Source organism: Streptomyces sp. NPDC006739, from assembly GCF_042869815.1.
Classification (GTDB): Bacteria; Actinomycetota; Actinomycetes; order Streptomycetales; family Streptomycetaceae; genus Streptomyces.
In genome coordinates, this window is record NZ_JBIAGM010000007.1 from 83,365 (window position 1) to 109,568 (window position 26,204).

The 26,204-nt window shown below is 73.6% G+C and carries 12 protein-coding genes; 9 read left to right on the plus strand and 3 right to left on the minus strand.

Going from position 1 to position 26,204, the window contains the following annotated elements; translation table 11 throughout:
• Window positions 1-13: 13 nt before the first annotated feature.
• Window positions 14-1,000 (minus strand): trypsin-like serine peptidase, encoded by a 987-nt coding sequence (locus tag ACFYMM_RS16530; protein WP_388386877.1) that lies wholly within the window; start codon window positions 998-1,000, stop codon window positions 14-16.
• Window positions 1,001-1,200: 200 nt separating this feature from the next.
• Here ACFYMM_RS16530 and ACFYMM_RS16535 point away from each other — a divergent pair, with 200 nt between their 5' ends.
• Window positions 1,201-2,865: a cellulase family glycosylhydrolase gene (locus ACFYMM_RS16535; protein ID WP_388386879.1), complete on the plus strand. Its 1,665-nt coding sequence runs from the start codon at window positions 1,201-1,203 to the stop codon at window positions 2,863-2,865.
• A 68-nt stretch (window positions 2,866-2,933) separates the two neighbouring features.
• On the opposite strand, the gene ACFYMM_RS16540 is transcribed toward ACFYMM_RS16535, so the two are convergent.
• The gene (locus tag ACFYMM_RS16540) at window positions 2,934-4,124 is read right to left on the minus strand and encodes an MFS transporter (protein ID WP_388386881.1); all 1,191 of its coding nucleotides are present in this window, start codon (window positions 4,122-4,124) and stop codon (window positions 2,934-2,936) included.
• Between the two features lie 443 nt (window positions 4,125-4,567).
• Here ACFYMM_RS16540 and ACFYMM_RS16545 point away from each other — a divergent pair, with 443 nt between their 5' ends.
• The 6 genes from ACFYMM_RS16545 to ACFYMM_RS16570 all read left to right on the plus strand — a co-directional run bounded on the left by ACFYMM_RS16545 (window position 4,568) and on the right by ACFYMM_RS16570 (window position 21,525).
• The gene (locus tag ACFYMM_RS16545) at window positions 4,568-8,596 is read left to right on the plus strand and encodes an amino acid adenylation domain-containing protein (RefSeq protein WP_388387340.1); all 4,029 of its coding nucleotides are present in this window, start codon (window positions 4,568-4,570) and stop codon (window positions 8,594-8,596) included.
• Window positions 8,596-17,964 carry an amino acid adenylation domain-containing protein gene (locus ACFYMM_RS16550; RefSeq protein ID WP_388386883.1) on the plus strand — a complete coding sequence of 3,123 codons (9,369 nt, stop codon included), beginning with the start codon at window positions 8,596-8,598 and terminating at the stop codon, window positions 17,962-17,964. Before ACFYMM_RS16545 ends, ACFYMM_RS16550 begins: the two co-directional genes overlap by 1 nt.
• A 13-nt stretch (window positions 17,965-17,977) precedes the next feature.
• Window positions 17,978-19,057 carry a GSCFA domain-containing protein gene (locus tag ACFYMM_RS16555; protein WP_388386885.1) on the plus strand — a complete coding sequence of 360 codons (1,080 nt, stop codon included), beginning with the start codon at window positions 17,978-17,980 and terminating at the stop codon, window positions 19,055-19,057.
• The gene (locus ACFYMM_RS16560; RefSeq protein ID WP_388386888.1) at window positions 18,990-19,760 is read left to right on the plus strand and encodes a hypothetical protein; all 771 of its coding nucleotides are present in this window, start codon (window positions 18,990-18,992) and stop codon (window positions 19,758-19,760) included. The genes ACFYMM_RS16555 and ACFYMM_RS16560 overlap by 68 nt, the downstream gene beginning before the upstream one ends.
• Before the next feature lie 66 nt (window positions 19,761-19,826).
• The gene (locus ACFYMM_RS16565; protein ID WP_388386890.1) at window positions 19,827-20,702 is read left to right on the plus strand and encodes a TauD/TfdA dioxygenase family protein; all 876 of its coding nucleotides are present in this window, start codon (window positions 19,827-19,829) and stop codon (window positions 20,700-20,702) included.
• Between the two features lie 70 nt (window positions 20,703-20,772).
• A complete protein-coding gene (locus ACFYMM_RS16570) occupies window positions 20,773-21,525 on the plus strand; it encodes a hypothetical protein (protein WP_388386892.1) in 753 nt (250 codons plus the stop codon).
• A 129-nt stretch (window positions 21,526-21,654) separates the two neighbouring features.
• Here the strand turns inward: ACFYMM_RS16570 and ACFYMM_RS16575 are convergent, their stop codons facing one another.
• Entirely contained in the window at window positions 21,655-22,191 is a 537-nt protein-coding gene (locus ACFYMM_RS16575; protein ID WP_388386894.1) for a hypothetical protein, read from the minus strand.
• 235 nt (window positions 22,192-22,426) lie between these two features.
• Here ACFYMM_RS16575 and ACFYMM_RS16580 point away from each other — a divergent pair, with 235 nt between their 5' ends.
• A complete protein-coding gene (locus ACFYMM_RS16580) occupies window positions 22,427-23,263 on the plus strand; it encodes an alpha/beta fold hydrolase (protein ID WP_388386896.1) in 837 nt (278 codons plus the stop codon).
• A 150-nt stretch (window positions 23,264-23,413) separates the two neighbouring features.
• Window positions 23,414-26,188 (plus strand): helix-turn-helix transcriptional regulator, encoded by a 2,775-nt coding sequence (locus tag ACFYMM_RS16585; protein ID WP_388386898.1) that lies wholly within the window; start codon window positions 23,414-23,416, stop codon window positions 26,186-26,188.
• Window positions 26,189-26,204: the final 16 nt, after the last annotated feature.

Here is a 26,204-nt window from a genome sequence, read left to right on the forward strand (position 1 = left end):
CCCGACGCGTCCGTCAGTTCTGGCCCGATCCGCCGGGGCCCGCGGGCGTAGCGCCGGTGACCGCGTCGTAGTAGAGGGCGCGGGTGGCCGAGCCGAAGTAGGCGCTGTAGGAGATCTGCGGGGTGTCGCCCCCGGTGTGGTAGCCGCCGATGACGCCGATCACCGCCCAGCCGCCCGGCCAGGGCACCAGCAGCGGGCCGCCGCTGGTCCCGCCCACGAAGCCGTCGCAGGCGATGCGCGGGAACGTGCCCGGGTCGGCGGGGTCGTCGCTGTCCCACCGGGTGGTCCAGCTCCAGCACTCCAGCGGCTTCGCCGCTCCCGAGGGGTAGCCGATCATCCGCACCGGGGCGTGGTAGTACCCCGTCCCGGTGAGCAGCCGTACCCCGCCGGTGGCGTCCTGGAGCAGGGTGCCGTCCTCGTTGGGTTCGGTGACGGCGAAGCCGAAGTCGTAGGCGGCGCCCGCGTGTTCACCCAGGTCGTAGTACTGCTGCGGGACGTACACGCCGTTGTCGCGGACCGGGAAGATCCCGAAGGGCTTGAGCCCGTCGTGGTACTGCGGCACGAAGGCCAGGTCGCGGCGCGGCGAGGTGCCCGAGTAGGCCTTCAGGCAGTGGCCCGCGCTGAGCACCAGGTCATGGCCGGGACTGCGGACCACCGAGCCACTGCAGGTGCGCCCGGTTCCGGTGGCGTCGGTCCAGAAGAAGGTGCCGGCCTGCGGCATTCCGTCGAAGCTTGTGCTGGGCGGGATGTACTCGCCCGGCCGTGGCCCGTCCACGGCGGGGGCGGCCGACGGCGCGGCTTCGACGCCCTTGGCGGTGTCGGCGGGCAGGGCCGCCGCCATGCGGGCCGGTGTCCAGTAGGTGTCGAGCCGGACGGCGACCGGGTTGACCCCGCCCCGGCCGGCGGCGGACGCGGCCGGGGCGAACCCGGCACACAGGAGGAGGGCCGCCGCGATCGCGGCGGCGCCTCGCAGGACCCTTGAACCATGCGATCCGTGCACCGTCAACTCCCCTGGGAGTGGGCATCGTTGCCGGACCGATGGTATGCCCGGGGTGGCCCGGTGCGCCGCAGGGCCACGCGCCGCGAGCCGGACTTCACCCCCTACTTGACGCGTCCTTGACATAATGAGTTCATGGGAGCGCTCCCATCCGTTGCAGCTTCACCTTCCCGCACCTTTTCGGCGCTCACCCTGGAGCCGCAGTGAGAACAACGAGAAGCACGACACGAAAGCGCCCGCCGGCCCGTCTGCTGACCGCGCTGGCGAGCCTGCTCGGGCTCGTCCTCGTCGGTGCGCTGTTCCCCTCCGTCGCCCACGCGCAGTCGCCCAGGGCGTCGGCCACCGGCCTTCACATCAACGACGGGCGTCTGGTGGAGGGCGACGGCAGCGACTTCGTGATGCGCGGTGTCAACGCCGCCCACACCTGGTACCCGGGCCGGACCAGGCAGTCGCTGGCCGACATCAAGGCGCTGGGCGCCAACACGGTGCGGGTGGTGCTGGCCGACGGCCACCGCTGGGCCGCGAACAGCGCGGCGGACGTGGCAGACGTCATCGCCCAGTGCAAGGCCGACCGGCTCATCTGTGTCCTGGAGGTGCACGACACCACCGGCTACGGCGAGGACAGCGCGGCCGGCACCCTCGACGAGGCGGCCGACTACTGGATCGGCCTGAAGGACGTGCTCGCCGGTCAGGAGAGGTACGTCGTCATCAACCTCGGCAACGAGCCGTGGGGCAACACGAACCCGGCCGGCTGGACCGACCCGACGATCGCGGCCGTCAGGAAACTGCGCGCCGCCGGACTCGACCACACCCTGATGGTGGACGCGCCCAACTGGGGTCAGGACTGGCAGGGCGTCATGCGCGACAACGCCCGGTCGGTGTACGCCGCCGACCCCACCGGGAACCTGCTCTTCTCGATCCACATGTACAGCGTCTTCAACACCGCCCAGAAGGTCACCGACTATCTGCACACCTTCGTCGACGCGAAACTGCCCCTCGTCATCGGCGAGTTCGGCGGCCCCGCCGACCAGTACGGCGACCCGGACGAGGACACCATGATGGCGAGCGCCGATCAGCTCGGACTCGGCTACCTCGCCTGGTCTTGGAGCGGCAACACCGATCCGGTCCTCGACCTGGCGTCGGACTTCGATCCCACTCGGCTCAGTTCGTGGGGACAGCGGGTCTTCGACGGCGCCGACGGCATCGCGCGGACCGCCAAGGAAGCCACCGTCTACGGCGGCGCAGGCTCGACCGACAGCCAGGCGCCGAGCACGCCGGGCACCCCGAGCGCCACGTCCGTGACCGCCTCCTCCGCCACCCTCACCTGGACGGCCGCGACCGACGACGTCGGTGTGGCCGGCTACGACCTCGTCCGGGTCGACCAGGGCTCCGAGAGCAGGGTCGCCACCTCCACCACCAACTCCGTCACCGTGACCGGTCTGACCGCCGACACCGCGTACACCTTCGCCGTCCACGCCCGTGACGCGGCCGGCAACCGCTCGTCCCGCTCCGCCACGGTGACCGTCACCACGGCCAAGGGCGCCACCGCGACCTGCTCCGTCGGGTACCGCGTGGTGGGGGAGTGGCCCGGTGGCTTCCAGGGCGAGCTGACCATCGGCAACGGCGGCACCACCGCCGTCAACGGCTGGACGCTCGCCTTCGCCTTCGCCGACGGCCAGACCGTCACGAACATGTGGGGCGGCACCCCGCAGCAGAACGGCGGCTCGGTGAGCGTCACTCCGGCCTCCTACACCACCGGCATACCCGCCGGCGGCTCGGTCACCGTCGGCTTCATCGCGAACAGGGGCTCCACGAACACCGCCCCGACCGCCTTCACCCTCAACGGGGCGAACTGCGCCACCGGCTGACGCGGTCGGGGCCGTCCCGGCGGACGGTCACCCGCGGCGAGGGCGTGATCCCTGGGGGCTCGTACCCCTCACGCCCTCGCCCGCACCGGCCGCCGCACCAGGTAGACGGCCGCGGCCGAGACCAGGGCGGCCATGCACACGATGAACGCCAGCCCCGCACCCTCCAGACCGAGCGGGCCGGTCAGGAGCCCCACCCCGATCACCGGCACCGAGATACCCCCGTACGCCACCACGAACAGGGTGGAGATCACCGCCGCGCGCCGGTCGGCGGGGGACGCCCCGGCCACCGCGGACAGCGCCCCGCGAAACGCCAGCCCCTGCCCGAACCCGCCGACGAGCGCGCTCAGTACCACCAGGGGCAGCAGGTCCCACCGCAGGGCGCCCGCGAGCAGTGCCAGCCCCGCGAACAGCGCGGCGCAGCCCCACGGCAGTGACCGCGTCACGCCGATCCGGCCGGCGGCGAGCTGTCCGGCGGTCGAGGAGAAGAAGGCCAGCGCGACGACGAGCCCGCTCACGGCCCGGTTGTCCACGTGCACGGACTGGGCGAGGAACGCCGGGCTGACCGAGGTGAACACGCCGAACAGCGCGAACCCGACGAACGAGGCGATCGCGGCGGGCGCGAACACCGCCCGCACCTGCCGGGGCAGGCCGGGCCGTCGCGGCCGTACGGCGCTCAGCGGCCGCGGCTGCCGTACGGTCTCCGGAAGCCGCACCACCACGGCGGCCGAACCCGCCACCAGGACGAGGTGCACGGCGAACGGCAGACGCAGCGGCCAGGCCGCGTACTGCGCGAGCAGTCCGGCGAGCAGCGGACCGCAGCCCAGACCGCCCATGTTGGCGGCCGTCGCGACGAACGTGGCCCGGGAGCCGCCGCCGGGCGGTGCCAGATCCATCACGTACGCGGTGGCGGCCCCGGTGAACAGACCGGCCGACAGCCCCGACAGCAGCCGCCCCGCGTACAGCCAGCCCAGCCCGGCCGCGCACAGGAAGCAGACCGCGCTCGCCGCCGCCATGCCGAGGCCCGCCAGCAGCACCGGCCGCCTGCCCACGACGTCCGAGGCGTCGCCGGCCGCCAGCAGGACGCCGATGACCCCGAAGGCGTACACGGCGTAGACGACGGTCACCGTCAGCTCGGAGAACCCGAACTTCTCCTGATAGAGGCCGTAGAGGGGCGTAGGCAACGTGGTGCCGGTCATGCAGACGGCGAACACCGCCCCGCCGAGCAGACACCGGCCCCACCTTCCGCGATCACCGTCCATGCCGTCGACCGTAGCGCCGTCTTTTCTTCCCATAAGGGATGTTCAGCGGATTCTCCTGGGCATGCGGCTCGAATGGGGGCATGTGGCGATGGCCCATCGGAATTCCGGGGTCCCTGCGGCATGGGCCGGGGAAAGTCAAGTGTTGACTTGTTCGGAGCGGGTGATTGATGATCACAGACGTGTCACGGAGGCCCCGATGGGGCTCCGGAGCACGTAAGAGAACGTTGTCACCAGGTAATTGACCACACCAGGTAATTGACCGAGCGCTTTTCTGTTCTCTCGAATGCGAGGACCGCGTCGATATCGGCCGCCCCATTCGAGGCGTTTCCATAAACCCACGCGGCACATCCGCGGACGAATCTCCTGGACCCTTGGCAGTTCGGTGATCCCGGACTGCCACGCACCGATGCTCCCCAGTTCCACACCGACGGGAAGGCCAGGTACTGCCGGTGCAGAGCACCCCCCACCCTGTCCCCACTTCACGTGCCATCCCCGCCTCGTTCGCCCAGCAGCGACTGTGGTTCCTCAGTCAACTGCGGGGCGCGAACGCCACGTACAACGAGACCATCGCCTTCTCGCTCGCCGGCCCGCTCGACCGGGACGTGCTGTCACGCACCTTCGACGCGCTGACCGACCGTCACGAAGCCCTGAGGACACGGTTGGTGGCGGGCGAGGAGGGGGTGTGTCAGCACATCGACCCGCCGGGAGCGGGCTTTTCCCTGACCTTCGAGGACCTCACCGCAGTCGCCGATCCCGACGCACGCGTGGCCGCCCGGCAACTCGACGAAGCGGAGCGCCCGTTCGACCTGGCGACCGGGCCGCTCGGCCGGGGCCGGCTGCTGGCCACGGCCCCCGGGCGCCATGTGCTGCTGCTGACGTTCCATCACAGTATTTACGACGGCGCCTCGATGAACGTCATGATGAAGGAAGCCGGCCTGCTCTACGAGGCGTTACTGACCGGCGGAGCCAACCCGCTGCGGGACCTGCCGACGCAGTACGGGGATCACGCGCGGGCCCAGCGGGAAGCCGTCCTCGGCGGTGCCCTCGCTGCCCAGGAGGATTACTGGGGGCAGGCGCTGCGTGACGCGCCGCCGGTCCTGGAACTGCCGACCGACCGGCCGCGGCCGGCGGAGCAGCGGTTCGACGGCGGACGGGTCGGGTTCGCGCTGGACGCCGAGGTCACGACCGCCCTGCGCGGCCTGGCACGGCAGCACGGCGCGACCCTCTTCGTGGCCGTCCTGACCGGCTGGGCGATCCTGCTGTCCCGTCTCTCGGGGCAGGAAGACATCGTTGTCGGCAGTCCGGTCGCCAACCGGCGCGGCCCGGGAGCGTCCGGTCTCATCGGCTTCCTCGTCAACTCGCTGCCGCTGCGCGTCGATCTGGCCGGGTCCCTCACCGCGGCCGAGGCCCTCGCCCGTACCCGGGCCGTCGTCCGGGACGCCCTCACCCACCAGGACCTGCCCTTCGAGCGCATCGTGGAACTGGTCAACCCGCCCCGCAGCGCCTCCCACACGCCTTTGTTCCAGACCATGCTGGCCTGGGTGCCCGACCGGCGGGACGTGCTGCACCTGCCCGGCGTGGAGGCCCGGCCGCTCCCGATCGCCCACGCCCCGGCCAAGTTCGACCTCGCCGTGTCGGTCACCGAGTCCGAGGGCCGTATCACCGGGCACCTGGACTACGCGACGGCCCTCCTCGACCCCGCCACGGCCCAGCGGTGGACGGACCATCTCCGGTGCCTGCTCACCGACATGGCCCGGCACCCCGACCGCGACATCCGGACCCTGGAACTGATGGACCAGGAAGAACGCCGACGCCTGATACGGGACGGGGACGCCACGGAGCCGGCCGGAGCGGTGATGCCGACCGGTCCGGGATCCACCGGCGACCCCGCCTCGCCCCACCGCCTCGCCGACCCCCTCTCCCTGGCCCTGCGCTCCGCCGAAGGACTCGTCGGACTCTTCGAGGCGCAGGTCCGCGAGCGCCCCGGGCAGACCGCCGTCGTCGACCGGGACCGCTCGTTGGACTACGCGACGCTCGAACGCCGTGCCAACCGGCTCGCTCACGCACTCGTCGCCCGGTCCGTCCGCCCCGGTGATGTCGTGGGACTGCACGCGAGACGCTCCTGCGAGCTGCCCGTGGGCATCCTGGGCATCCTCAAGGCGGGCGCCGCCTATCTGCCGCTCGACCCCGGACAGCCCCTCGAACGCCTCGTCGGCATGGTCGAGGACGCCGGCTGCCCCCTCGTACTGAGCGACCACGACCCCGTCGACCGCGCCGAGGGCTGGCTCGGCCTCGACGTGGTGGAGGCGGAGGCGACCGAGCGGGAGCAGCCGCCCGCCGACGTCGGCCACTCCCCGGACCGGCTGGCCTATGTGATCTTCACATCCGGCTCCACCGGACGGCCCAAGGGCGTCGCCGTGGAACACCGCAGCGTCCTCAACCTCTTCGGCGCGTGGCACGCCCGCATGGACGCGGCCCCCGGCGAGGCCGGCTCCGCCTGGTCCAGCATCGGGTTCGACGCCTCGATCCACGAACTGCTCCTGCCCCTGACCACCGGCGGCGTGCTGCACATCGTCCCCGAGGACCTGCGCGGCGACCCCGACGCGCTGCTGGCCTGGATGCGCGAGCACCGGGTGACGCAGGCGTTCCTGCCGCCCGCGTACGTGAGATGGATCGACGAGGACCCCGCCCGGCGGCTGCGCGGGCTGCCGCTGCGCAAGCTCCTGACCGGGGTCGAGTCGCTCACCGAAGCCGCCCTGCACCGCATGACCCAGCACCTGCCCGGCCTGCGGATCTGCTTCGGCTACGGTCCCACGGAGGCCACCCTGTACAGCACCGCCCACTACGATCCCGCTCCGCTGGAGCGGCCGTGCCCCATCGGGCGCCCGCTGCCCGGCACCCGCCTGTACGTGCTCGACGGCCGGATGCAGCCCGTCCCGCCCGGTGTGGTGGGCGAGGTCTACCTCGGCGGAGCCTCCCTGGCCCGCGGCTATCTGGGCCGGCCCGACCTGACCAAGGAGCGCTTCCTGCCGGACCCGTTCGTGCCCGGCGAACGGATCTACCGCACCGGAGACCTCGCCCGGCGGCAGCCGGACGGCGCCGCCCACTATGTGGGGCGCGCGGACGACCAGGTCAAACTCCGCGGCTTCCGCATCGAACCTGCGGAGGTCGAGGCGGCGCTCATGGCGGTGCCCGGAGTCCGCGAGGCCGTGGTGCTCGCCGACCGCGACGCGGCGGGCCAGCCCCGTCTGGTGGCGGGCGTCGGCCGGGGCGCGGCACCGGCCCGCACCGCCCACGACTGGCGCGGCGCGCTCGCCCGCCGGCTCCCCGACTACATGATCCCGGCCGTCTTCGTCGATCTGGAGGCGCTGCCGCTCAACCGCAGTGGCAAACTCGACCGCGCGGCGCTGCTGCGCCTCGCCCACGAGCAGACCTCCACCCAGGTCAACACCGCCAGCCCGCGCGACCACGTCGAACACGCCCTGTACCGGATCTGGCACCGGATCCTGCTCCACCCGGACATCGGGATCAGCGACAACTTCTTCGACATCGGCGGTACCTCCCTGTCGGCCATCAAACTGGCCCACGCCGTCACCGAGGCCTTCGACCGGCCGTTTCCGGTGGCCGAGGTCATGCTGCGGCCCACCATCGAGTCGCTCGCCGCGCTGCTGCGCGAGGACGGCGCCCCCCGCGCCCCGGGCAGTGTCATCGAGTTCCGCGCCGGCCGGGGACCGCGGGTGGTCTGCGTCCACCCGGGCGGCGGCACCGCCTTCTGCTACCTGCCGCTGGCCGGTTTCCTGCCCGAGCGGGTCGGCCTGTACGGCATCCAGTCGCCGGGTGTGAACCCCGGCGAGGAGGTCCTGCCGACCGTCGAGGCCATGGCCGAGACGTACCTGCGCCTCCTCGAACCGCTCGGCGAGGGACCGCTGGTCCTCACCGGCCTGTCCTACGGCGGTCTCGTCGCCCACGAGATGGGACGTCTCCTCGCCGCCGCCGGACGCCGTGACGTCAGCGTCGTCCTCCTCGACACCCAGGCCACCGACGACGCGTCCGCGCGAACGGCGATCACCGCCGTGGACGAGGCCGAGTTCCGCGACAAACTCGTGAGGTTCAACGGGATGTACCCCGGCATCGACGAAGCGCAGGTCGAGCGCTACTTCCGCCTCTACAACCACAACCGCCTCACGGCCCGGGAGCACGTTCCCGCCGCCTCCCCGGCGCGTCTGGTCCTCGCCCAGGCCGTGCCGGACGGCACCGACACCCCCTTCCACGAGGAGGTCCGCGCCTTCTGGCGACGCCGTGCGCTCGGTGACTTCCGCGTCGAGACGATGGAGTGCGACCACTGGGAGATCCTGGAGGGAGCCGAAGCGGCCCACGTCGGCGCCCTGCTCAGCGCCGAACTCGCCCGTCACGGCCTGCCGCCGCGCCCCTCGGACGCCACCGCCGTCACCACGCCGGCCCGGGAGGCGTGATGGACCTCCGACCCGCCCACGGCGACTCCCGGCGACCGGCCGGGACTTCGGAACCGGCCGGCACCAGCGTGTCCCCGCTGGCCGCCGCCGTCCTGGACCAGACCCGCCGTACCCCGTCCGCCCCGGCGGTCGAGGACGGCACACGGCTGCTCGATTACGCCGAACTGGAAGCGGCCGGCGGCCGGGTGGCCGCCCGGCTGCGCGCGAACGGAGTGCGTCCCGGCCAGGCGGTCGCCGTCTGCCTGCCCCGCTCCTGGCGCCTGGTCTGCGTCATGCTCGGCATCCGCCGCGCCGGAGCCACCGTCGTCCCCCTCGACCGGCTCAGTCCGCCCGCACGACAGCGGCACATCCTCGACGACTCCGGCGCCGTCGCCGTAGTCCACGACGGCGAGTACCGGCCCCAACTGCCCGCCCACGTATACGCGTTGGAGGCGGACCGGCTGCTGAGCCCGGAAGGCCCTGGTGACGGGCGACCGGTCGGCGGGCGACCCGTCGACGGACCGGACCGGCTCGCCGACGCGCCGGAGCCCGTCGGTGACACCGGCACGGGCTTCGTCTTCTACACCTCCGGCAGCACGGGCCGGCCCAAGGGCGTCGAGGTCACCGACGAAGGAGTGCTGCGACTGGCCGGGCCCGGCTATCTCGGCCTGCGGCCCGGCGCCCGCTACGCCTCGTTGTCCAACCCGGCGTTCGACGCGCTGAGCTTCGAGGTGTGGGTTCCGCTGCTGACCGGCGGCGTGTGCGTCGTCCTCGACGACACCGAGGTGCACAGCCCGCGCAAGCTCGCCGACACGCTGCGCGAGGGCCGGGTGGACACCCTGTTCATCACGGCCGCCCTGTTCCACGCCGTCGTCGAGAAGGTACCCGACTGCTTCGCCACCACCGAGCAGGTCCTGGTCGGCGGCGAACCGCTCAACGCGCGGCTCATCCGCCGCTGGTACGAGGCCAACCCGGGCTCCCGCACCGTCCTGCACAACGTCTACGGGCCGACGGAGGCCACCACCTTCGCCCTGTGCCACCCCATCCCCCGGGACTTCGCCGGTGACACCGTTCCCCTCGGCACCGCGCTGCCGGGCACCGGGGTGCTGCTGCGCACCGCGGACGGCCGCGCCGCGGAGCCCGGCGAGGTCGCCGAACTGCTGCTGTCCGGGCCCGCGTTGGCCCGCGGTTACCGCAACCTGCCCGAGCAGACGGAGCGTGCCTTCGTCACGCTGGCGGACCAGGGCGGCGAACGCCGCTGGTACCGCACCGGCGACCTGGTGCGACGGGACGCCGAGGGCCGCGTGAGCTACGTCGGCCGGGCCGACCGCCAGGTCAAGGTGCGCGGCTTCCGCATCGAACCGGGCGAGGTGGAACGGCAGATCCTGGCGCAGCCCGCCGTACGCCAGGCACATGTGTGCACCCGCCGCGACGAGGCCGGCCACAACGAACTGCTGGCCTTCCTCGTCCTGGGCGACGAGCTCCCACCCGACACCGACACCGACTCCGACACCGACGCCCGCCCCGGCCCCGCCCTCGACTTCGACGCCTACGACCGCCATCTCGCCGCCGCCCTGCCGCCGTACATGCGCCCGCACCACAGCTACCTGGTCGCCGAGCTGCCGCTGAACGCCAACGGCAAGGTCGACCAGGCCGCCCTTCTGCGCGACGCCGGCACCCCGTGGCGGCCCACGCACCGCCACCAGGCGCACCTCAGCGGCGAGCGTCGGCGCGTCCTGGAGGTCGCCGAGGACATCCTCGCCGTCACCGGCCTGCGCCCCGAGGACCGCTGGATCCCGAGCGGCGGCGACTCGCTGAAGGCACTGCGCTTCCGCTTCGAGATCCTCAGCCGCTACGCCGTCGACCTGCCCCAGGACCTGGTGCTCAGGGCCGACTTCGGCACTCTCGCGGACGCCGTCCACGCCCCGGCCGCGACCGTCGGCGAACACCCGCCCGTACCCGTCGGCGACGACGAGCCGGCCGCGCCCGCCACCAGCGAGCAGGAACGCCTGTGGCTGCTGCACCAGCGCGACCCCGACGACCGCTCCTACGCCGTGCCGCTCGCCTTCCGGATCGAGGGCCCGGTGGACTCGGCGGCCCTGCGGGGCGCGCTGCGCACGGTGGTGGAGCGCCACGCCGCTCTGCGCACCCGGCTGGTCCCGGCCCCGCACGGCCTGCTCCAGCGCACCGACGGCCCCTACGACCCGTGGGAACCCTTCGAAGCCCGGGCCGGCGAGGACTGGCAGGACACCGCCGACCGCTTCTTCGACCACCGCTTCGACCTCGGGGACGCGCGGATGCTGCGGGCCGCCTGGGTGGCCCGCGACGACGGCGGACTGCTCCTGCTGCACCTGCACCACGTCGCCGTGGACGGCTGGTCCCTCAACCTCCTCTTCAGCGACCTCACCGACGCCTACGCCGCCGTACGCGACGGGCGGGCCCTGGCCGGCGCCCCGCCGTCCACCACGCCGCTGGACTTCGCCCGCTGGCAGCGCGACTGGCACGCGAGCCCCGCCTACGCACGCCGTCGCGCGCGACTGCGCTCGCACTACGGCCGTGAGGGCGAACCGTCCTCACCCCCGCTGCCGGCCCCCGAGGGCGCGGACCGCCGCCGCGTGCGGCTGCTGCACACCTCGCTCGACCTGGTCCGCCGGGCCGCCCTTGACCGGCACGCCGCGCGGCGCGGACTGACGAGGTTCCAGCTGCTGGTGTCCGCGTTCGCCGCGAGCGTGTACGGCGTGACCGGCCAGAGCCGCCCGCTGGTGGCGACGCCCGTGGCGAACCGGCCCCGGCCCGAGTTCGCCGACACCGTCGGCATGTTCGCCAACACGGTCCTCCTGGACCTGCCGATGCGGCCGCACGCATCGCTGGACACCCACCTCGCCACGCACTCCGACGCCGTCCGTGCCGTACTGGAGGAGCAGGAGGTGGCCCTCGCCGACGTCCTCGCGGACCCCGCCCTGCGCGAGCGGACCCCGTTGTTCGACTTCCTGTTCGTGCTGGAGAACACCGAGTTCTCGGCGCTGCGTCTGCCGGGCTGCGCGGTGCGGCCGGTGTGGACGGCCCCGTCCGGCGCGAAGTGTGCCCTGACGCTGTCGGTGGTGGAGCACGAATCCGGCTTCGACTGCCTGTGGGAGTACCGCGACGACATCGGCGCCGAGCGTGCCGAGGCCGCGGCCCGTCTCTTCCGCCAGGCACTCGACCAGCTGACGGACGGCGGCGACATCACCCTGCACGACCTGGTCGGCCCCTACCGCCGGGGCCTGCCCGACCCCGGCCGGGGCCCCGCGCGGACACCCGACTTCGCCACCGTCGCCGAGGGCTTCGCCCGGCAGGTGACACGCACCCCCGACGCACCGGCCGTCACCGACGGCACCTCCACCCTGACCTACGCCGAACTCGACGCACAGGCCGCCCAGTTGGCCACCGCGCTGCGCACCCGGCACCCGCTGCCCTCCGATCCCGCCGCCCCGGCGGCCGTGGCGCTCTACCTCCAGCCCTCCGTCGAGCACGTGGTGGCCCTGCTGGCGGCGGCCCGCCTCAACCTGACCCTCGTCCCCCTCGACCCCGCCTACCCCACGCTCCTGCTGCGGCACGTGCTCGAGCAGACCGCCCCGCTGTGCGTGCTGCTGGCAGCGGGGGACGACGACCTCCTCGACGCGATCGCGCCACCGTCCCTGCCCCGGCACACCGTCACCCTCACCGACGCGCCCACACCCACCCCGGCCACCCCCGCACACCAGGGCCTGCGACCGCTCTACACCCTGTTCACCTCCGGCTCCACCGGCACCCCCAAGGGCGTCCAGGTCCCCGACAGCACCCTGTGCAACCTGCTGACCTGGCAGCGGACCGACGGCGGCCTCGGCGCGCCCGCAGTCACCCAGCAGTTCTCCATGCTGTCCTTCGACGTCTCCTTCCAGGAGATCCTCACCACCCTGTGCTCGGGCGGCCTGCTGCGCCTGCTGCGCCCCGACTGGCGGCAGGACATGCCGCTCCTGCTGGAGCAGTTGGAGGCCGGGGGAACCGAACGGATCTTCCTGCCGTACGTGGCCCTGCAGCTGCTCGCCGAGCACGGCGTGCGCGGCGGCCGGTACCCGTCCAGGCTGCGCGAAGTGGTCACCGCTGGGGAGCAGTTGGTGTGCACCGACGCCATCCGCCGCTGGTTCGCCCATCTCCCCGGTGCCCGGCTGTTCAACCACTACGGTCCCACCGAGACCCATGTCGTCAGCGCCCTCGCCCTGCACGGCGACCCCGCCGCCTGGCCGCTGCGCCCGGCCATCGGCCACCCGGTGGCGAACGCCGTCCTGCGCGTCGTCGATCCGGGCGGCCACCCCGTTCCGCCCGGCGTCACCGGCGAACTGCTGATCGGCGGCCCCATGGCAGCCCGCTGCTACCTCGGCGGCGACCAGGCGCACCGCGAACGCTTCACCGACGACCCGGAGCTGGGGACCCTCTACCGCACCGGCGACCTGGCCTACTTCGACATCCAGGGCCTGCTGCACTACGCCGGCCGCGACGACACCCAGGTCAAACTGGGCGGGCACCGGCTGGAACTGGGGCAGGTCGAGGCCGCCCTGCTGCGGTGCCCCGGCGTCACCAACGCGGTCGCGGCGGTGGCGGACGGCCACCTGGTGGCCTGCCTGGAGTGCCGGGGCGAGGACCCCGATCCCGCGGACCTCACGGACCGGCTCTCCCGTCTGCTGCCCGCCTACGTGCGCATCGGCCGCTTCCGCCGGCTGACCACGCTGCCGCGCACCCCGAGCGGCAAGCTGGACCGCCGGGCGGCGCTCACCGCACCCGGCAACGACCTGCGCCGGGCCGCATCGCCGACAGCGGCCCTCTCGCCGCTCGAGGGACGGCTGACCGCGCTGTTCGAGTCGGTGACCGGCAAGGCGATCACCGTGGAGCAGCGGTTCTTCGACGCGGGCGCCACGAGCCTCGACCTGATGCGCTTCCAGCTCAGGTGCGCCGGCGAGGGCGATCTGCCGTTCGCCGTACCGGACTTGTTCGAGCACGTCACCCTGCGTGCCCTGAGCCGCCTCCTGGAGAGGCGTGACGCCGACAGCCCGGCCCCGCCCGCGTCCCCGGTGCCCGACCGGGCGGCGACCGGGCACGCCGTACCGGCGCCACGACCGGAAGACCCGCGCCGCGAGGAGCCCATCGCCGTCATCGGCATGGCCGTACGGCTCCCGGGCGCCGACGACCTGGCCGGGTTCTGGGACCTGGTCACCTCCGGCCGCCGCGGCATCGAGCACTTCCCCGCCACCGACGGCCGGGTCGGGGCCCGCAGCCAACTGCGCGGCCCGCTCCACTTCGACCCCGGACGCTTCACGATCAGTCCGCACGACGCCCGGCTGATGGACCCCCAGCAACGGCACCTGCTGATGAACTGCGTCGAGGCACTCGCCCACGCCGGAATCGGCGACCCGGCCACCCACCGGGTGGGACTCCTCGCCGCCTGCGGTGAGAACACCTACTTCCAGAGCATGCTGCGCGACGCCGACCCCGCCGCGCTGCCCGACGCCTTCCGGCTGGCCCTCCACCACGAGAAGGACTTCCTGGCCACCAAGGCCGCCTACCACCTCGGGCTCACCGGCCCCGCCTTCACCGTGCAGTCGGCGTGCTCCAGCTCCCTCGTCGCCGTACACGTCGCCACCGGCCTGCTGCGGCAGGGCGACGCGGACGTCATGCTGGTCGGCGGCGTTCTCGTCGACACCACACTGAGCGACGGATACACCTACCGGCCGCAGCACATCTTCTCCCCGGACGGGCACTGCCGCCCCTTCAGCGCGGACGCCGCCGGCACCGTCGGAGCCAGCGGCAGCGGCACGGTCGTCCTCAAGCCCCTCTCGGCCGCCCGCCGGGACGGGAACACCGTCTACGCCGTCATCACGGGCTCGGGCCTCAACAACGACGGCTCCGACAAGCTCGGTTACAGCGCGCCCGCGCTCGCCGGGCAACGCGCCGCGATCCGCGCCGCCCTGCGGCGCAGCGGCCGCGACGGCGCCGACCTCGGATACGTCGAGGCGCACGGCACCGGCACCCGTCTCGGGGATCCGGTGGAGGCGGCGGCGCTGCGCCAGGCCTACGGGCTGGCGGACGACGCGCGCGTGGCGCTGTCCTCCGTGAAGAGCCAGATCGGGCACCTGGGCGCCGCCGCCGGCGTCGTCGGCCTGGTGCGGGCCGCGCTCGCCGTACACCACGGGACCGTCCCGCCCACCGCGGACTTCGACCGGCTCAACCCGGAGATCGACGACGGACCGTTCCGGATACCGGCCGAGGCCGAGCCATGGCCGCGGGACGTGCCACGGGTGGCCGCCGTCAGCAGCTTCGGCATCGGCGGCACCAACGCCCATCTGCTGCTGGAACGACCGGACACCGCGCCCGCCGGGGCCGCCACCGCGCCGCAGCCGGTGCCGTGCCTGGTCCTGTCCGCGCACTCCGCCGCCGCCCTGCGCGCCGACGGCCACCGCATCGCCGACTACCTGAGCGCCCACCCCGAGTGCTATCCGCAGGTGCTGCGCCATCTGCAGGCGGGCCGTCCCACCCTCGCCCACCGGGCGGCGGCGGTCTGCCCGGACGCCGCGTCGGCCGTGGCCTGGCTGCGCTCGGCCACCGCGACGACACCATCGCCCGGACAACCCCGACTCCCGGTGTCCGGCCGCGATCCGCACGTGCTCGCCGAGGCCTGGACGGCCGGACACACCCTCGTCTGGCCCGAGGGCCCCGCACCCGCCCCCTGGGACTTCCCGCCGCCCGCCTTCGACACCGCCGAGTACGACTTTCCCCGCGCGCCCCGACCGCAGGTACGGACCCGCACCGACCGCCCGCGACGGCTGCCGGCCACCCAATGGCTGCACCAGCCGCAATGGACGCGCCTGCGCCGGGCCCGCACCGCCACCCCCGAGCCGCGCCGTACCGCGGTGGTCGTCACCGGGGCCGACCGGCCCGCCGACGCGTGGCGGTTCCTGGAGCTCCACTACGCCCGGGTGGTGCGGGTGCGGACCGGGAGCACCTTCACCCGGCTCGACGACGACCGGTACGAGGCTGATCCCGGCGACCCCGAGCACCTCTCGGCGCTCCTGGCGCTGGTGGTCGCCGACGCGGCGGGCGCCGGAGTCGACTGGCTGCACGCGCTGCCGCTGACCCTGACCGGCAGCGTCGGCACGGCCACGCTGGAGAGCGCCCAGTGGGCCTGCCTCGACACGGTCGCCGCCCTGAGCAGGGCGCTCGCCGACCTCCCGGAGGAGACCCGGCCGCGCCTGTGGCTGCTGTCCCACCAGGCGCAACCGGTCACCGGAACCGTCCACAGGCCCGAGGCGGCTCTGCTGGCCGCGGCGGTCTCCACCCCCCGGCAGGAACTCGGCGTACGACCGCGCTGGGCCGATCTGCCCGGCCCCGACCCCGCCGCCTGGGCGGCGCACCTGCCCGAGCTGCTGCTCGACGACGGCCTCACCGAACCCGCGCTCGCCCTGCGCGACGGCTTCTGGTGGCACCGCGTCGTCCACCCGGTACCCGCAACCGACGCCGCACCCCCGACCCGGCCGGCCGCACCCGGAATCCACCTCGTCCTCGGCGGCACCGGCGGAATCGGCAGCACCCTGGCCGCACGCCTGCTGCTGCACCACCCCGGCAACCGCGTGGTCCTGGTCGCCCGGGGAACCGGGACACCGGAGGCACTCCGGGCGTACCCGGACCGCGTCACCCTGGTCCCCGCCGACCTCGCCACCGAGGATCCCCACGACATCGCCGAGCGGCTGGCCCCGCACCTCGACGGCCTGACCGCGATCGTGCACGCCGTGGGAACGGCCGCGGGCGGGCTCCTCGCGGGACGGGACACCGCCACCGCCCGCCGGGCCACGACGGCCAAGCTGCGCGGCGCCCTGCTGGCCGAGCGGCTGATCGCCGAGCACCGTCCCGGCCATGTCCTCTACTGCTCGTCGATGTCGGCCCACTACGGCGGCGTCGGCCAGTACGACTACGCGGCCGCCAACGCCTGCCTGGACGCCTTCGCCCACTACGCGCCCCCCGGCGCGGACGACCCGACCGTCCGGATGAGCATCGGCTGGGACGTCTGGCGGGACGTCGGCATGGCGCGGCACGCCCTGGGCGCCGACACCCGCCACCAGGAACACCTGACGGTCGCGCTCACCCCCGAGGACGGCGCGGACGTGTTCGAACGGGCTCTGCACCTGCAGTTGCCGCACCTGATGGTCAGCACGACGCCGCTGCCGGAGGCCGGCTACTTCTACGAGCCGGCACAGGAGCCCGCCTCCCGGCCCGTCCCGGCCCCGGCCCCGGCCCCGGCCCCGGTAGCCACCGGCCCCGCCCCCGACCTCGCCACAGACCTCGCCACGGTCGTGGGGGACCTGCTCGGCGTGGACGCCGTCCACCCCACGGCATCGCTGTACGACCTGGGCGCGGACTCGCTGACCGTCCTCGAACTCCTGGAGGAGGTGAAACGCCGGTACGGCACCGACATCGACCTGTCCCGGCTCAGCCATCGCGTGAGCCTCGCCGAGATCCTCGGTCACCTCGGCACCGGCACCGCGCCCTCCGCGGGCGCCGTCACCGTGGACGTCGAGGTGTGGCAGCGCGGACCGGGGCGGGACGTGCTGTGCCTGGTCCATCCGGTCGGCGGCGACATCCAGGCCTACCGGCCGCTGGTCTCGGCGCTGCCCGGCGACCTGACGGTCTGTCTGATCGCCGACCCGGCGCTGCGCGACCCGGGACCGCCGGCCCGGTCGATCGCCGACCGTGCCGCCCACTACCTGGCAGCGGTACGCGACGCGTTCCCCGCCCCGGGCTGCCGACTGCGCCTGGCGGGCTGGTCGTTCGGGGCCTGGACGGCCCTGTCGATGGCGGCCCTCGCCGAACGGGACGACCGGCCCGCGCACGCCCTGTACCTCCTCGACCCGCCCCCGCCCGGCGCCGGGGCCCGGCTCGCCGCCTATGACGAGCGGCAGGTCGACGCGGTCTTCGCCCGCGAACTGAGCGGCAACGGCGCCGACCGCCTCACCGAGCCGGGCCGCAGCTACGCCGAACGCCTGGCGCGCTGCTGCCGCGCCAACCTCGCCGCCATGGCCGAACACCGGCTGCCCCGGCTCACCCGGACGCCCGCCGCCGTGTGGCTCGCCGAGCGACCCGTCGACGACCCGGCCGTCCTGGCCCCGGAGCCGACCGCGCCCGACGCCTGGGACGCCCATCTGCCCCCGCCCTTCCCGGTGCACCGCGTCGACGCCACCCACTACGAACTCGTCGCGGCGCCCCACGTCCAGCGGATCGCCGCCGCCCTGGCGGACGACCTCGCCGACGCCCGCGCGTCCGGCCGGCCCCGCCCCTCCGGGGCCGTCCAACAGCGTGTGCCCAGTCCCGCCCGGCAGTCCTGAGGAGGTCACCCTCGTGCAGCACCCGTACACGCGGCTGCCCGCGCGGTCCTTCTGGCGCACCGCGGTCGCCGAACCCGACGCGCTGGACATCGCGGACCTGTGGACGCCGAAGTTCGCGATCGGGCCGGACGACCCGGTCATCACCGCCGGCTCCTGCTTCGCCCGCCACATCGGCCGGGCCCTGCTGGAGGAGGGCATGCACTGGTACGACGCGGAGCCGGCCCCGCCCGGGCTGAGCCCGGCCGAGCGCTCGGCCCGCGGCTACGGCCGTTTCTCCTTCCGCACCGGGAACGTCTACACCGCGGCGGCGCTGCGCCAGTGGGTGGCCTGGGCTCTCGGCGAGGAGAAGCCGCCCGAGGAGATCTGGCAGCAGGACGGACGCTGCCACGACCCCTACCGGCCCACCGTGGAACCGAACGGCTTCGGCTCGCCCGACGCACTGGCACAGGCCCGCGAGACCACCCTCGCCGCCATCCGTACCGCCCTCGCCAAGGCCGACGTCCTCGTCTTCACCCTCGGCCTGACCGAGGCCTGGCACGACATCCGGTACGGCACCGTACTGCCGATGTGCCCCGGCACCGTCCGCGGTACCTATGACCCGGACCGGCACGTCCTGCACAACCACACGGTGGCACAGGTGCGGCGTGATCTGGCGGCGGTGCTCGACATGGCGCGGGGCGTCAACTCCCGGCTGCGGACCGTCCTGACGGTGTCACCGGTGCCGCTCACCGCCACCGCCACCGCACGCCACGCCCTGGTCGCCACGACCCACTCCAAGTCGGTGCTGCGCGCGGCGGCGGGACAGCTCGCCGACGAGTGCGAACAGGTCGACTACTTCCCGTCGTACGAGATCGTCACCGGCTTCCCCTACCGGGCCGCCTTCTACGAACCCAACCTGCGCACCGTCAGCCCCGACGGGGTCGCCTTCGTGATGCGGCACTTCTTCGACGCCCTGCACGGCCGGTCCGCCCCGGTGGCACCGGCCGCCCACCCGACCCTCGTCGCCGGCGGAGAGGACCACTGGTGTGACGACGCCGTGCTCGACTACTACAACCCGCACCCGGACCACCGCCCGCTTCCTCCTGCTCGGTGACTCCCACGCCGGCTGTGTGGGACGGGCCGCCCAGGCCGCCGACCTGCCCTTCGTGGGCGGTCCGGTGGGCTCGGGCCGCGACTTCCTCGGGCCGTTCTTCGACACCGGAGGCACCGGAGGCACCGAAGGCACCAGAGGCACCGGAGGCACCGGAGGCACCGAAAGCACTGGGAACGGGGAGATCACCTTCCGTAGCCCCGAAGCGCAGCGGCTGTACCGGGAGTTCCTCGACGCCCTGGAGGTGGCCGCGCTCGCCGGGCTGCCGGTGCCGCTGGTGTGCACCTTCGGCCTGAGCGCCCACACGGTCGCCACCCGCCAGAACTGGGACGTCCACCGCGACACCCACGGCACCCTCCCGGAGGAGTTCCTGCGCAGCGGCCTCTTCGCCGGCCTCGTCAGGGCCACCGTCCGCGGAGCCCTCGCCTTCTACGACCACACGGCCGCCCTCGGCCTGCGGGTGCTGGCCCCCCTGCCCCCGCAGCGGGTGCCCGGCATGTCCGACGCGCAGGTCTTCTTCGCCGCCCAGGAGGTGATCCGGGCCGAACTCGCCGCGCGCGGTGTCGAGATCGTCGACCTGCGCGCCCGGGTCACCGACGCCTCGGGTCTGCAACGGCCCGCCTTCAGCCAGACCGACGACACCATCCACGGAAACCTCGCCTTCGGCCGCCTGGTGGTGGCCGAACTCCTCGACCGCGGACTGTGATCCGTAGCCCAACCGCTCCGCCGGCTCCACCAGCCCCCCGTTCCACCCCAACCAAGGAGGCCCCTCATGGAGGACTACGCACTGCAGGCCGTCGAACGGCTCACCACCCGGCCCGCCGAGCCCTACGACACCATCACCGTCACCCCGATCACCCCGCTGCTGGGCGCCGAGGTCTCGGGCCTGGACCTGTCCAGGGAACTGACTCCCCAGCAGGAGAAGGAACTCACCCACGCCTTCCACACCCACCACGTCCTGGTCTTCCGCGACCAGGACATCACCCCCGAGGAACACAAGCGGTTCGCGGGCGTCTTCGGCGAACTGCACCCCGTCGCGCTCGCCGCCGAGGGATCCGACCCGCACATCCTGGAGATCAAGGCGACCGGGGAGTCACGGGAGGTCGCCGGCAACGGCTGGCACGCCGACGGCACCGCGGACGCCGAACCCTCCCTCGGGTCGATGCTGTACCTCACGACGGTCCCGGAAGGGGGCGGCGGAGACACCCTGTTCGCGAACATGCATCTCGCCTACGACCTGCTCTCCCCGGCGATGAGGGAGTTTCTGCACGGACTGACCGCCCTCCATGACGGTGCCCTGCCCTGGACGGCCGCCGGGCAGACCCCGCCGCCCGAGTACGACGTCCCGCGCACCGAACACCCCGTCGTGGTCCGGCACCCGCAGACCGGCCGGCGGCTGCTGTTCGTCAACGCCCCCTACACCTCGCACATCACCCAGCTGTCCCGCGCCGAGAGCGACGCCCTGCTCGGCATGCTGTACGGGCACATAGCCCGTACCCCGCTGCTGCACTGCCGGGTCCGCTGGCAGCCGCGCACCCTGGTGTTCTGGGACAACCGCAGCGTGCAGCACCACGCCATCTGGGACTACTTCCCGCACACCCGGCACGGCCGCCGCGTGGCCGTCAACGGCAGCCGGTTGCAGGCCTGATCCCGTCGGCCGCGACGGAAACGAAGGCGCCCCGGTGACCCGCCGCACGACCACGACCACGACCACGACAATGACGCCCACGACAACGACGACCACGGCCGCCGACCCGGAGGCGTGCCCCGCCGCCCCGCCCACGCCGGCCTGGCTCGGGGACCTCGCCGCCGCCCTCCACGAGCGGCTGCCACCGGACGCCGGGGACGACTGGGCCCGCCGCCTGTACGGTCTGCTCGGCACCCGGGCGCCGGTGGCCGGCCTGGCCGTACTCCACACCTGGCACTGCCGTACCGTCCTGCCGCTCCTCGCCGAGCAGGTGCGGGACGACGACCCCGGCGCCTTCGAACCCCTCGGCGACCTGCACCGTACGGCGGCCCTGGGCACACCGGTGGCCGGGGAGACCTGGAGCGCCGTGCTCGCCCCGGCCCTGCTCCGTGTCTACGGCGCCGCCTACGACCGGGCGGGCGCGTACACCGAAGCGCACCTGAACGCCCGTGACCACGCCCTCGCCAACGGCTTCTCGCCGGCCGACGCCGAGGCGTACGGCCACGCGTACGCACGGCTGAGCAGCGACGCCAACGCGACCGCCTTCGCCGAGGCCCACGCCGAGGCACTCGGCCCCGCGCTGGCGCACGCGTATGCCACGGACGACGGCCAGGCGTACGCCGACACCTTCCCGGGATCCCAGCTGCGGGCCGTCATCCGCGCCGCGACACCACCCGAAGAGGCGGCGGAGCATGTGGTGGAACGTCTGGCGGAAGGCCTCCTCACGGCGTTGGCCGACGGCCCACCGGTTCCGCATACATCGGATCTCGACAGGTCATCTTGAGCATCGTTGTTATCAATGTTGACGAGGGCGAGGTGTTTTTCCACGGTCCCTCCGGGGCCCCGGGATCGCAGCGGGGACGGTCACCGTCCGTCGGCACGGAACTGTCGGCCACGACGTCGCTGAGCCAGGTCAGCTCGTCGACCAGCCGGACGAGGGCACGCGAGCCGGTGGACAGCCCGGTGGGCCGGTACGGAGTGGCGTCGAACGCGGCGCGCGGGGCCACCGCCGCGGCGGTGGCCTCGTGGGCGGTCCGCCGGAAGGCGCGGACGCCCGTCCCACCGGTGCTCTCGCCGCCCTCGGCGTCCGCCAGGAAGGACGCGTCGGCGAGCAGTTGCGCCGCTGCCGCCCGGCAGACCGTGCGGCCGGGGAGCTGAGCGGGTCGGCGGTGGGACGCGGCCACAGCACCAGGACCGCGACCGTCGCCACCGCCGCGGCGAGGCCCGCGCCGGCCAGCCGCTCGGGCAGCCGGGCCAGGGGAGCGGGCGTGGTCACCGGCAGGACGAGGGCCAGCAGCAGCGCGGTCGACGCCCCGGCGAGCACGGAGCTGACCACACCCGAGAACAGCACCCCGAAGCCGACCACGACGGTGACGGCGACCGCGATCCAGATCTCCCGGCCCGCCCCGCCCCACCAGGAGCCGTCCGTGCCGAAGAGCTGGCCGGCCACCCGTCGTGCGACGCCGGCGGGGTACGGCGTCGGCAGCCCGGACGATGTGCCGGAAACCGGCGCCGGTCGCCTGGCCGATGGCCCCTCACGGCGTCGGGCTTCTGGCACTTCGCGTCAAGAAGAGGTGCGCTCTCGGACAACAGGCGGGGCGGGTCTCTCCCTACCGTCGTCCCAACGCGTGACGCCCCGGGCATCGGGCCGCGCACGCCAGTCACTGCGAACTAAGGAACCATCCTTGCCGTACATCACCGTGGGTCAGGAAAACTCGACCTCCATCGACCTCTACTACGAGGACCACGGAACCGGGCAGCCGGTCGTGCTCATCCACGGCTTCCCGCTCGACGGCCACTCCTGGGAGCGGCAGAGCGCCGTACTGCTCGACGCGGGCTACCGGGTGATCACCTACGACCGCCGCGGTTTCGGGCAGTCCAGCCGGCCGACGACCGGGTTCGACTACGACACCTTCGCGGCCGATCTCAACACCGTGATGGAGACCCTCGACCTGCGGGACGCCGTCCTGGTCGGCTTCTCCATGGGCACCGGCGAGGTCGCCCGGTACGTGTCCGCCCACGGCTCCGCCCGCGTCTCGAAGGTCGCCTTCCTGGCCTCCCTGGAGCCTTGCCTGCTCAAGACCGACGACAACCCGGACGGGGTCGCGCCCAAGGAGTTCTTCGACGGCGTGGTCGCGGCCGTCAAGGCCGACCGGTACGCGTACTACACCGACTTCTACAAGGACTTCTACAACCTCGACGAGAACCTCGGCACCAGGATCAGCGAGGAGGCGGTCCGCAACAGCTGGAACGTCGCGGCGAGCGGTGGCTTCTTCGCCGCGGCGGCCGCGCCGTCCACCTGGTACACCGACTTCCGCGCCGACATCCCGGCCATCGACGTGCCCGCCCTGATCCTGCACGGTACCGGGGACCGGATCCTGCCCGTCGAGGGAACCGCGCGGCCGTTCCACAAGGCCCTCCCGTCCGCCGACTACGTGGAGATCGAAGGCGCCCCGCACGGCCTGCTGTGGACCCACGCGGAGGAAGTCAACACCGCGCTCCTCGCGTTCCTGGGCAAGTAACGACCAGACCCGGCGGCGGACTCGCCGGTACGCCGGAACGACCGCTGAGGCGGATGACAGGATGGGGCCATCCGCCTCGCACTGTGCTGGGCAGGGCGCGCGCACCTGGCAAGGCGTACACGGTGCACACGGCAAGGGGGGAGCGGCGGCATGAGGCGTGACCCCGGCGGCCTGGTGGGCCGTCAGGCGGAGGCCGCCCGTCTCCTGGCGGTCGTCGAGGGCCGCGCCGAACCACCGACGCTGCTCCTGCTCGGCGAGGCGGGGACGGGCAAGTCGAGTCTGCTGGCGGTCGCCGCCGGCCACGCGAGGGACGCAGGCACGCTCGTCCTGGCGTCCCAGGGCACCCAGGCCGAGTCACGGCAGTCCTTCGCCTCCCTGCACCAGTTGCTCCTTCCCGTGCTGCCCCGGGCAACCGGGCTGCCCGGCCATCTGCGCACGGCACTCGAGACGGCTTTCGGCATCGCTCCGGCCGGGGAACCGGCCCACCCCACACTGCTGCGCATGGCCGTCCTGACGCTGCTGGGCGAGGTCGCGGACCGGCGGCGCCTCCTGCTCACCCTGGACGACGTGCAGCACGTCGACCGGGACTCCCTCGACGTGCTGGCCTTCGTACTGCGCCGGATCACCGCCCAGGACATGTCCGCGCTGTTGACCGCCCGCGGGCACACGGCCCCCGCCGGCGTCCCGGCGGACCTGCCGACGGTGCTGCTGGGGCCGTTGACCGAACGAGCCGCGGCCGAACTCGCCGACGCCCAGCCGCACGCGCCCACCGGCCGGAGCAGGATCGAAGTGCTGCGGCAGGCCGGCGGAAACCCGCTGGCCATCATCGAACTGTGCCGCACGCCCGGAGCGGACGGTGCGGACGCGTCACCGGGCGGCGAGTCGCCGAGGACGGAGCGCATCCAGGAGATGTACGCCGCCCGGCTGCGCGGCCTGCCGCCGACGACCCGGCGGCTGATCCTGTACGCGGCGGCGTCGCAGCACGAGGACCTCGCCACGATCATGACCGCCGCCGGCGCGGGGCCCGATCTCTCGGCCTGGGCCCCGGCCGAGGAGGCCGGCCTGGTGGCCGTCATGGACGGCCGGGTGCTCTTCCGGCATCCGCTGGCCCGCACCGGCTCCTACCACGCGGCACCCGCCCACCTGCGGCAACAGGCGCACCGGGATCTGGCGGCGGCCCTCACGGACGACCCGGCCCGACGCGCCTGGCACCTGGCCGCCGCCTGTGTGGGACACGACGAGTCCGTGGCGGCGGCCCTGGAGGACACCGCCGAACTCGCCGAGCGGCGCGGCGGCTTCCACGCGGCGGCCCAGGCCCTGCAACGCTCCGCCGAGTGCAGCCCCGCGACCGCCGACCGGGCCCGTAGGTACGTGAAGGCGCTGCACGCCGCCACCAACGCCGCCGACCCCTCCTGGGTCAGCGAGCTGTACGACAAGGTCACCGCGCTGACCGAGGACCGGGACCTGCTGGGCATGGCGGCCTGCGGCGCCGGCATGGCCCTGTCGCTCTCCGGTTACCAGCGTCAGGGCTTCCGCGTGCTGACGAGCGCCGTCGAGCCGACCCCTCCCACCTCCGGAATGACGATGTTCGCCCTGGTCAGCGCGCTGGGGGCAGTCGCGTACCAGTCGGGTCTGCCCGAGGTCCGGCGGCCGGTCGCCGGCCTGCTGGACGAGGCGGGGGACGGCTACCGCGACACGAGGCCCACGCCCTACTCCGAGTTGGCGACGAGCGACAGCTGGGCCGCCGTGCGGGCCGTCACCCTCGCCGCGGTCCGGCCGACCGGCGCCGCCGAGCTGTTGCGGGACCTGCGCCGAAACCCCGGCACGCCGCAGCCGGCGACCGGCATGGCCGGGATGACCCGGACCCTCGCCATCGGCGGACTGGCCTGGTACGCCGACGAGTCCGACCTCTGCGTGGAAACGTTCCGCCAGGTGTACGCGCTGCTCAGGGCATACGGCGCCATGGGGCCGGCCGCGCCGACGCTCACGGCGATGGCGGCGGCGCTGATCGACACCGGCCGGTGGGCGGAGGCCGACGAGCACCTGGAGCGGATCGCGGCGCTGGCGGCGGTCCACGCGCTGAGGCACGTGCAGATCGACGTCGAGGCGCTGCGGGTGACCCTCCGGGCCCTGCGCGGCGGCACCGCCGGCCTGACGGCCGACCCGGCCTGGACGGCGGTCGCCCTGGAGGAGAACCGCGCCACGCACGCACGCATCCTCAGGGCCGCCGGTGCCGCCGCCGCGTCGGCCGGCGACTTCGACACCGCCTTCCGGCAGTTCCGGTCGCTCTTCGACGACGACGGCACACCCGTGCACTACTTCCTGTCCCCCCGGTCGATCGCGGATCTGGCCGCCGCCGCCCAGCGGACGGGCCGACAGGACGAGGCGGCACACGTCCTGCCGGCGGTGCGCGCCGTTGTGGGGCCGCGGCCGACGACCCGGATGACACTGCTGATGCACCACGCCGCCGCTCTGGTCGGCGAACCCAAGGACGCCGAGCACCACTTCCGGCTCGCCACGGTCAACCCGGTCGGAGATCAGTGGCCCCTGGCCCGGGCCCAGGCAAGGCTCCACTACGCGCAGTGGCTGCGCAGACGTCGACGCCCCCTGGAGGCACGCCCCCTGCTGGCCACCGCGCTGGAGTCGTTCACCCGGCTCGGGGCGTCCGGCCTGGCCGAGCAGGCCCGCGCCGAACTGCGGGCGAGCGGCGTGGCAGCCACCCCCGCCCCGGCCGACCCGCTGGCGGAACTGACCGCCCAGCAGCGCCAGATCGTCAGGCTCGCGGCCCGAGGACTGCGCAACAGGGAGATCGCGGAGCAGCTGATGCTCTCCCCGCGCACCATCAGCTCGCACCTCTACAACGTGTATCCGAAGCTGGGGATCAGCAGCCGCAACCAGCTTCGCGATCTGTTCGACGAACTGTGATCGACCGTGCCGATGG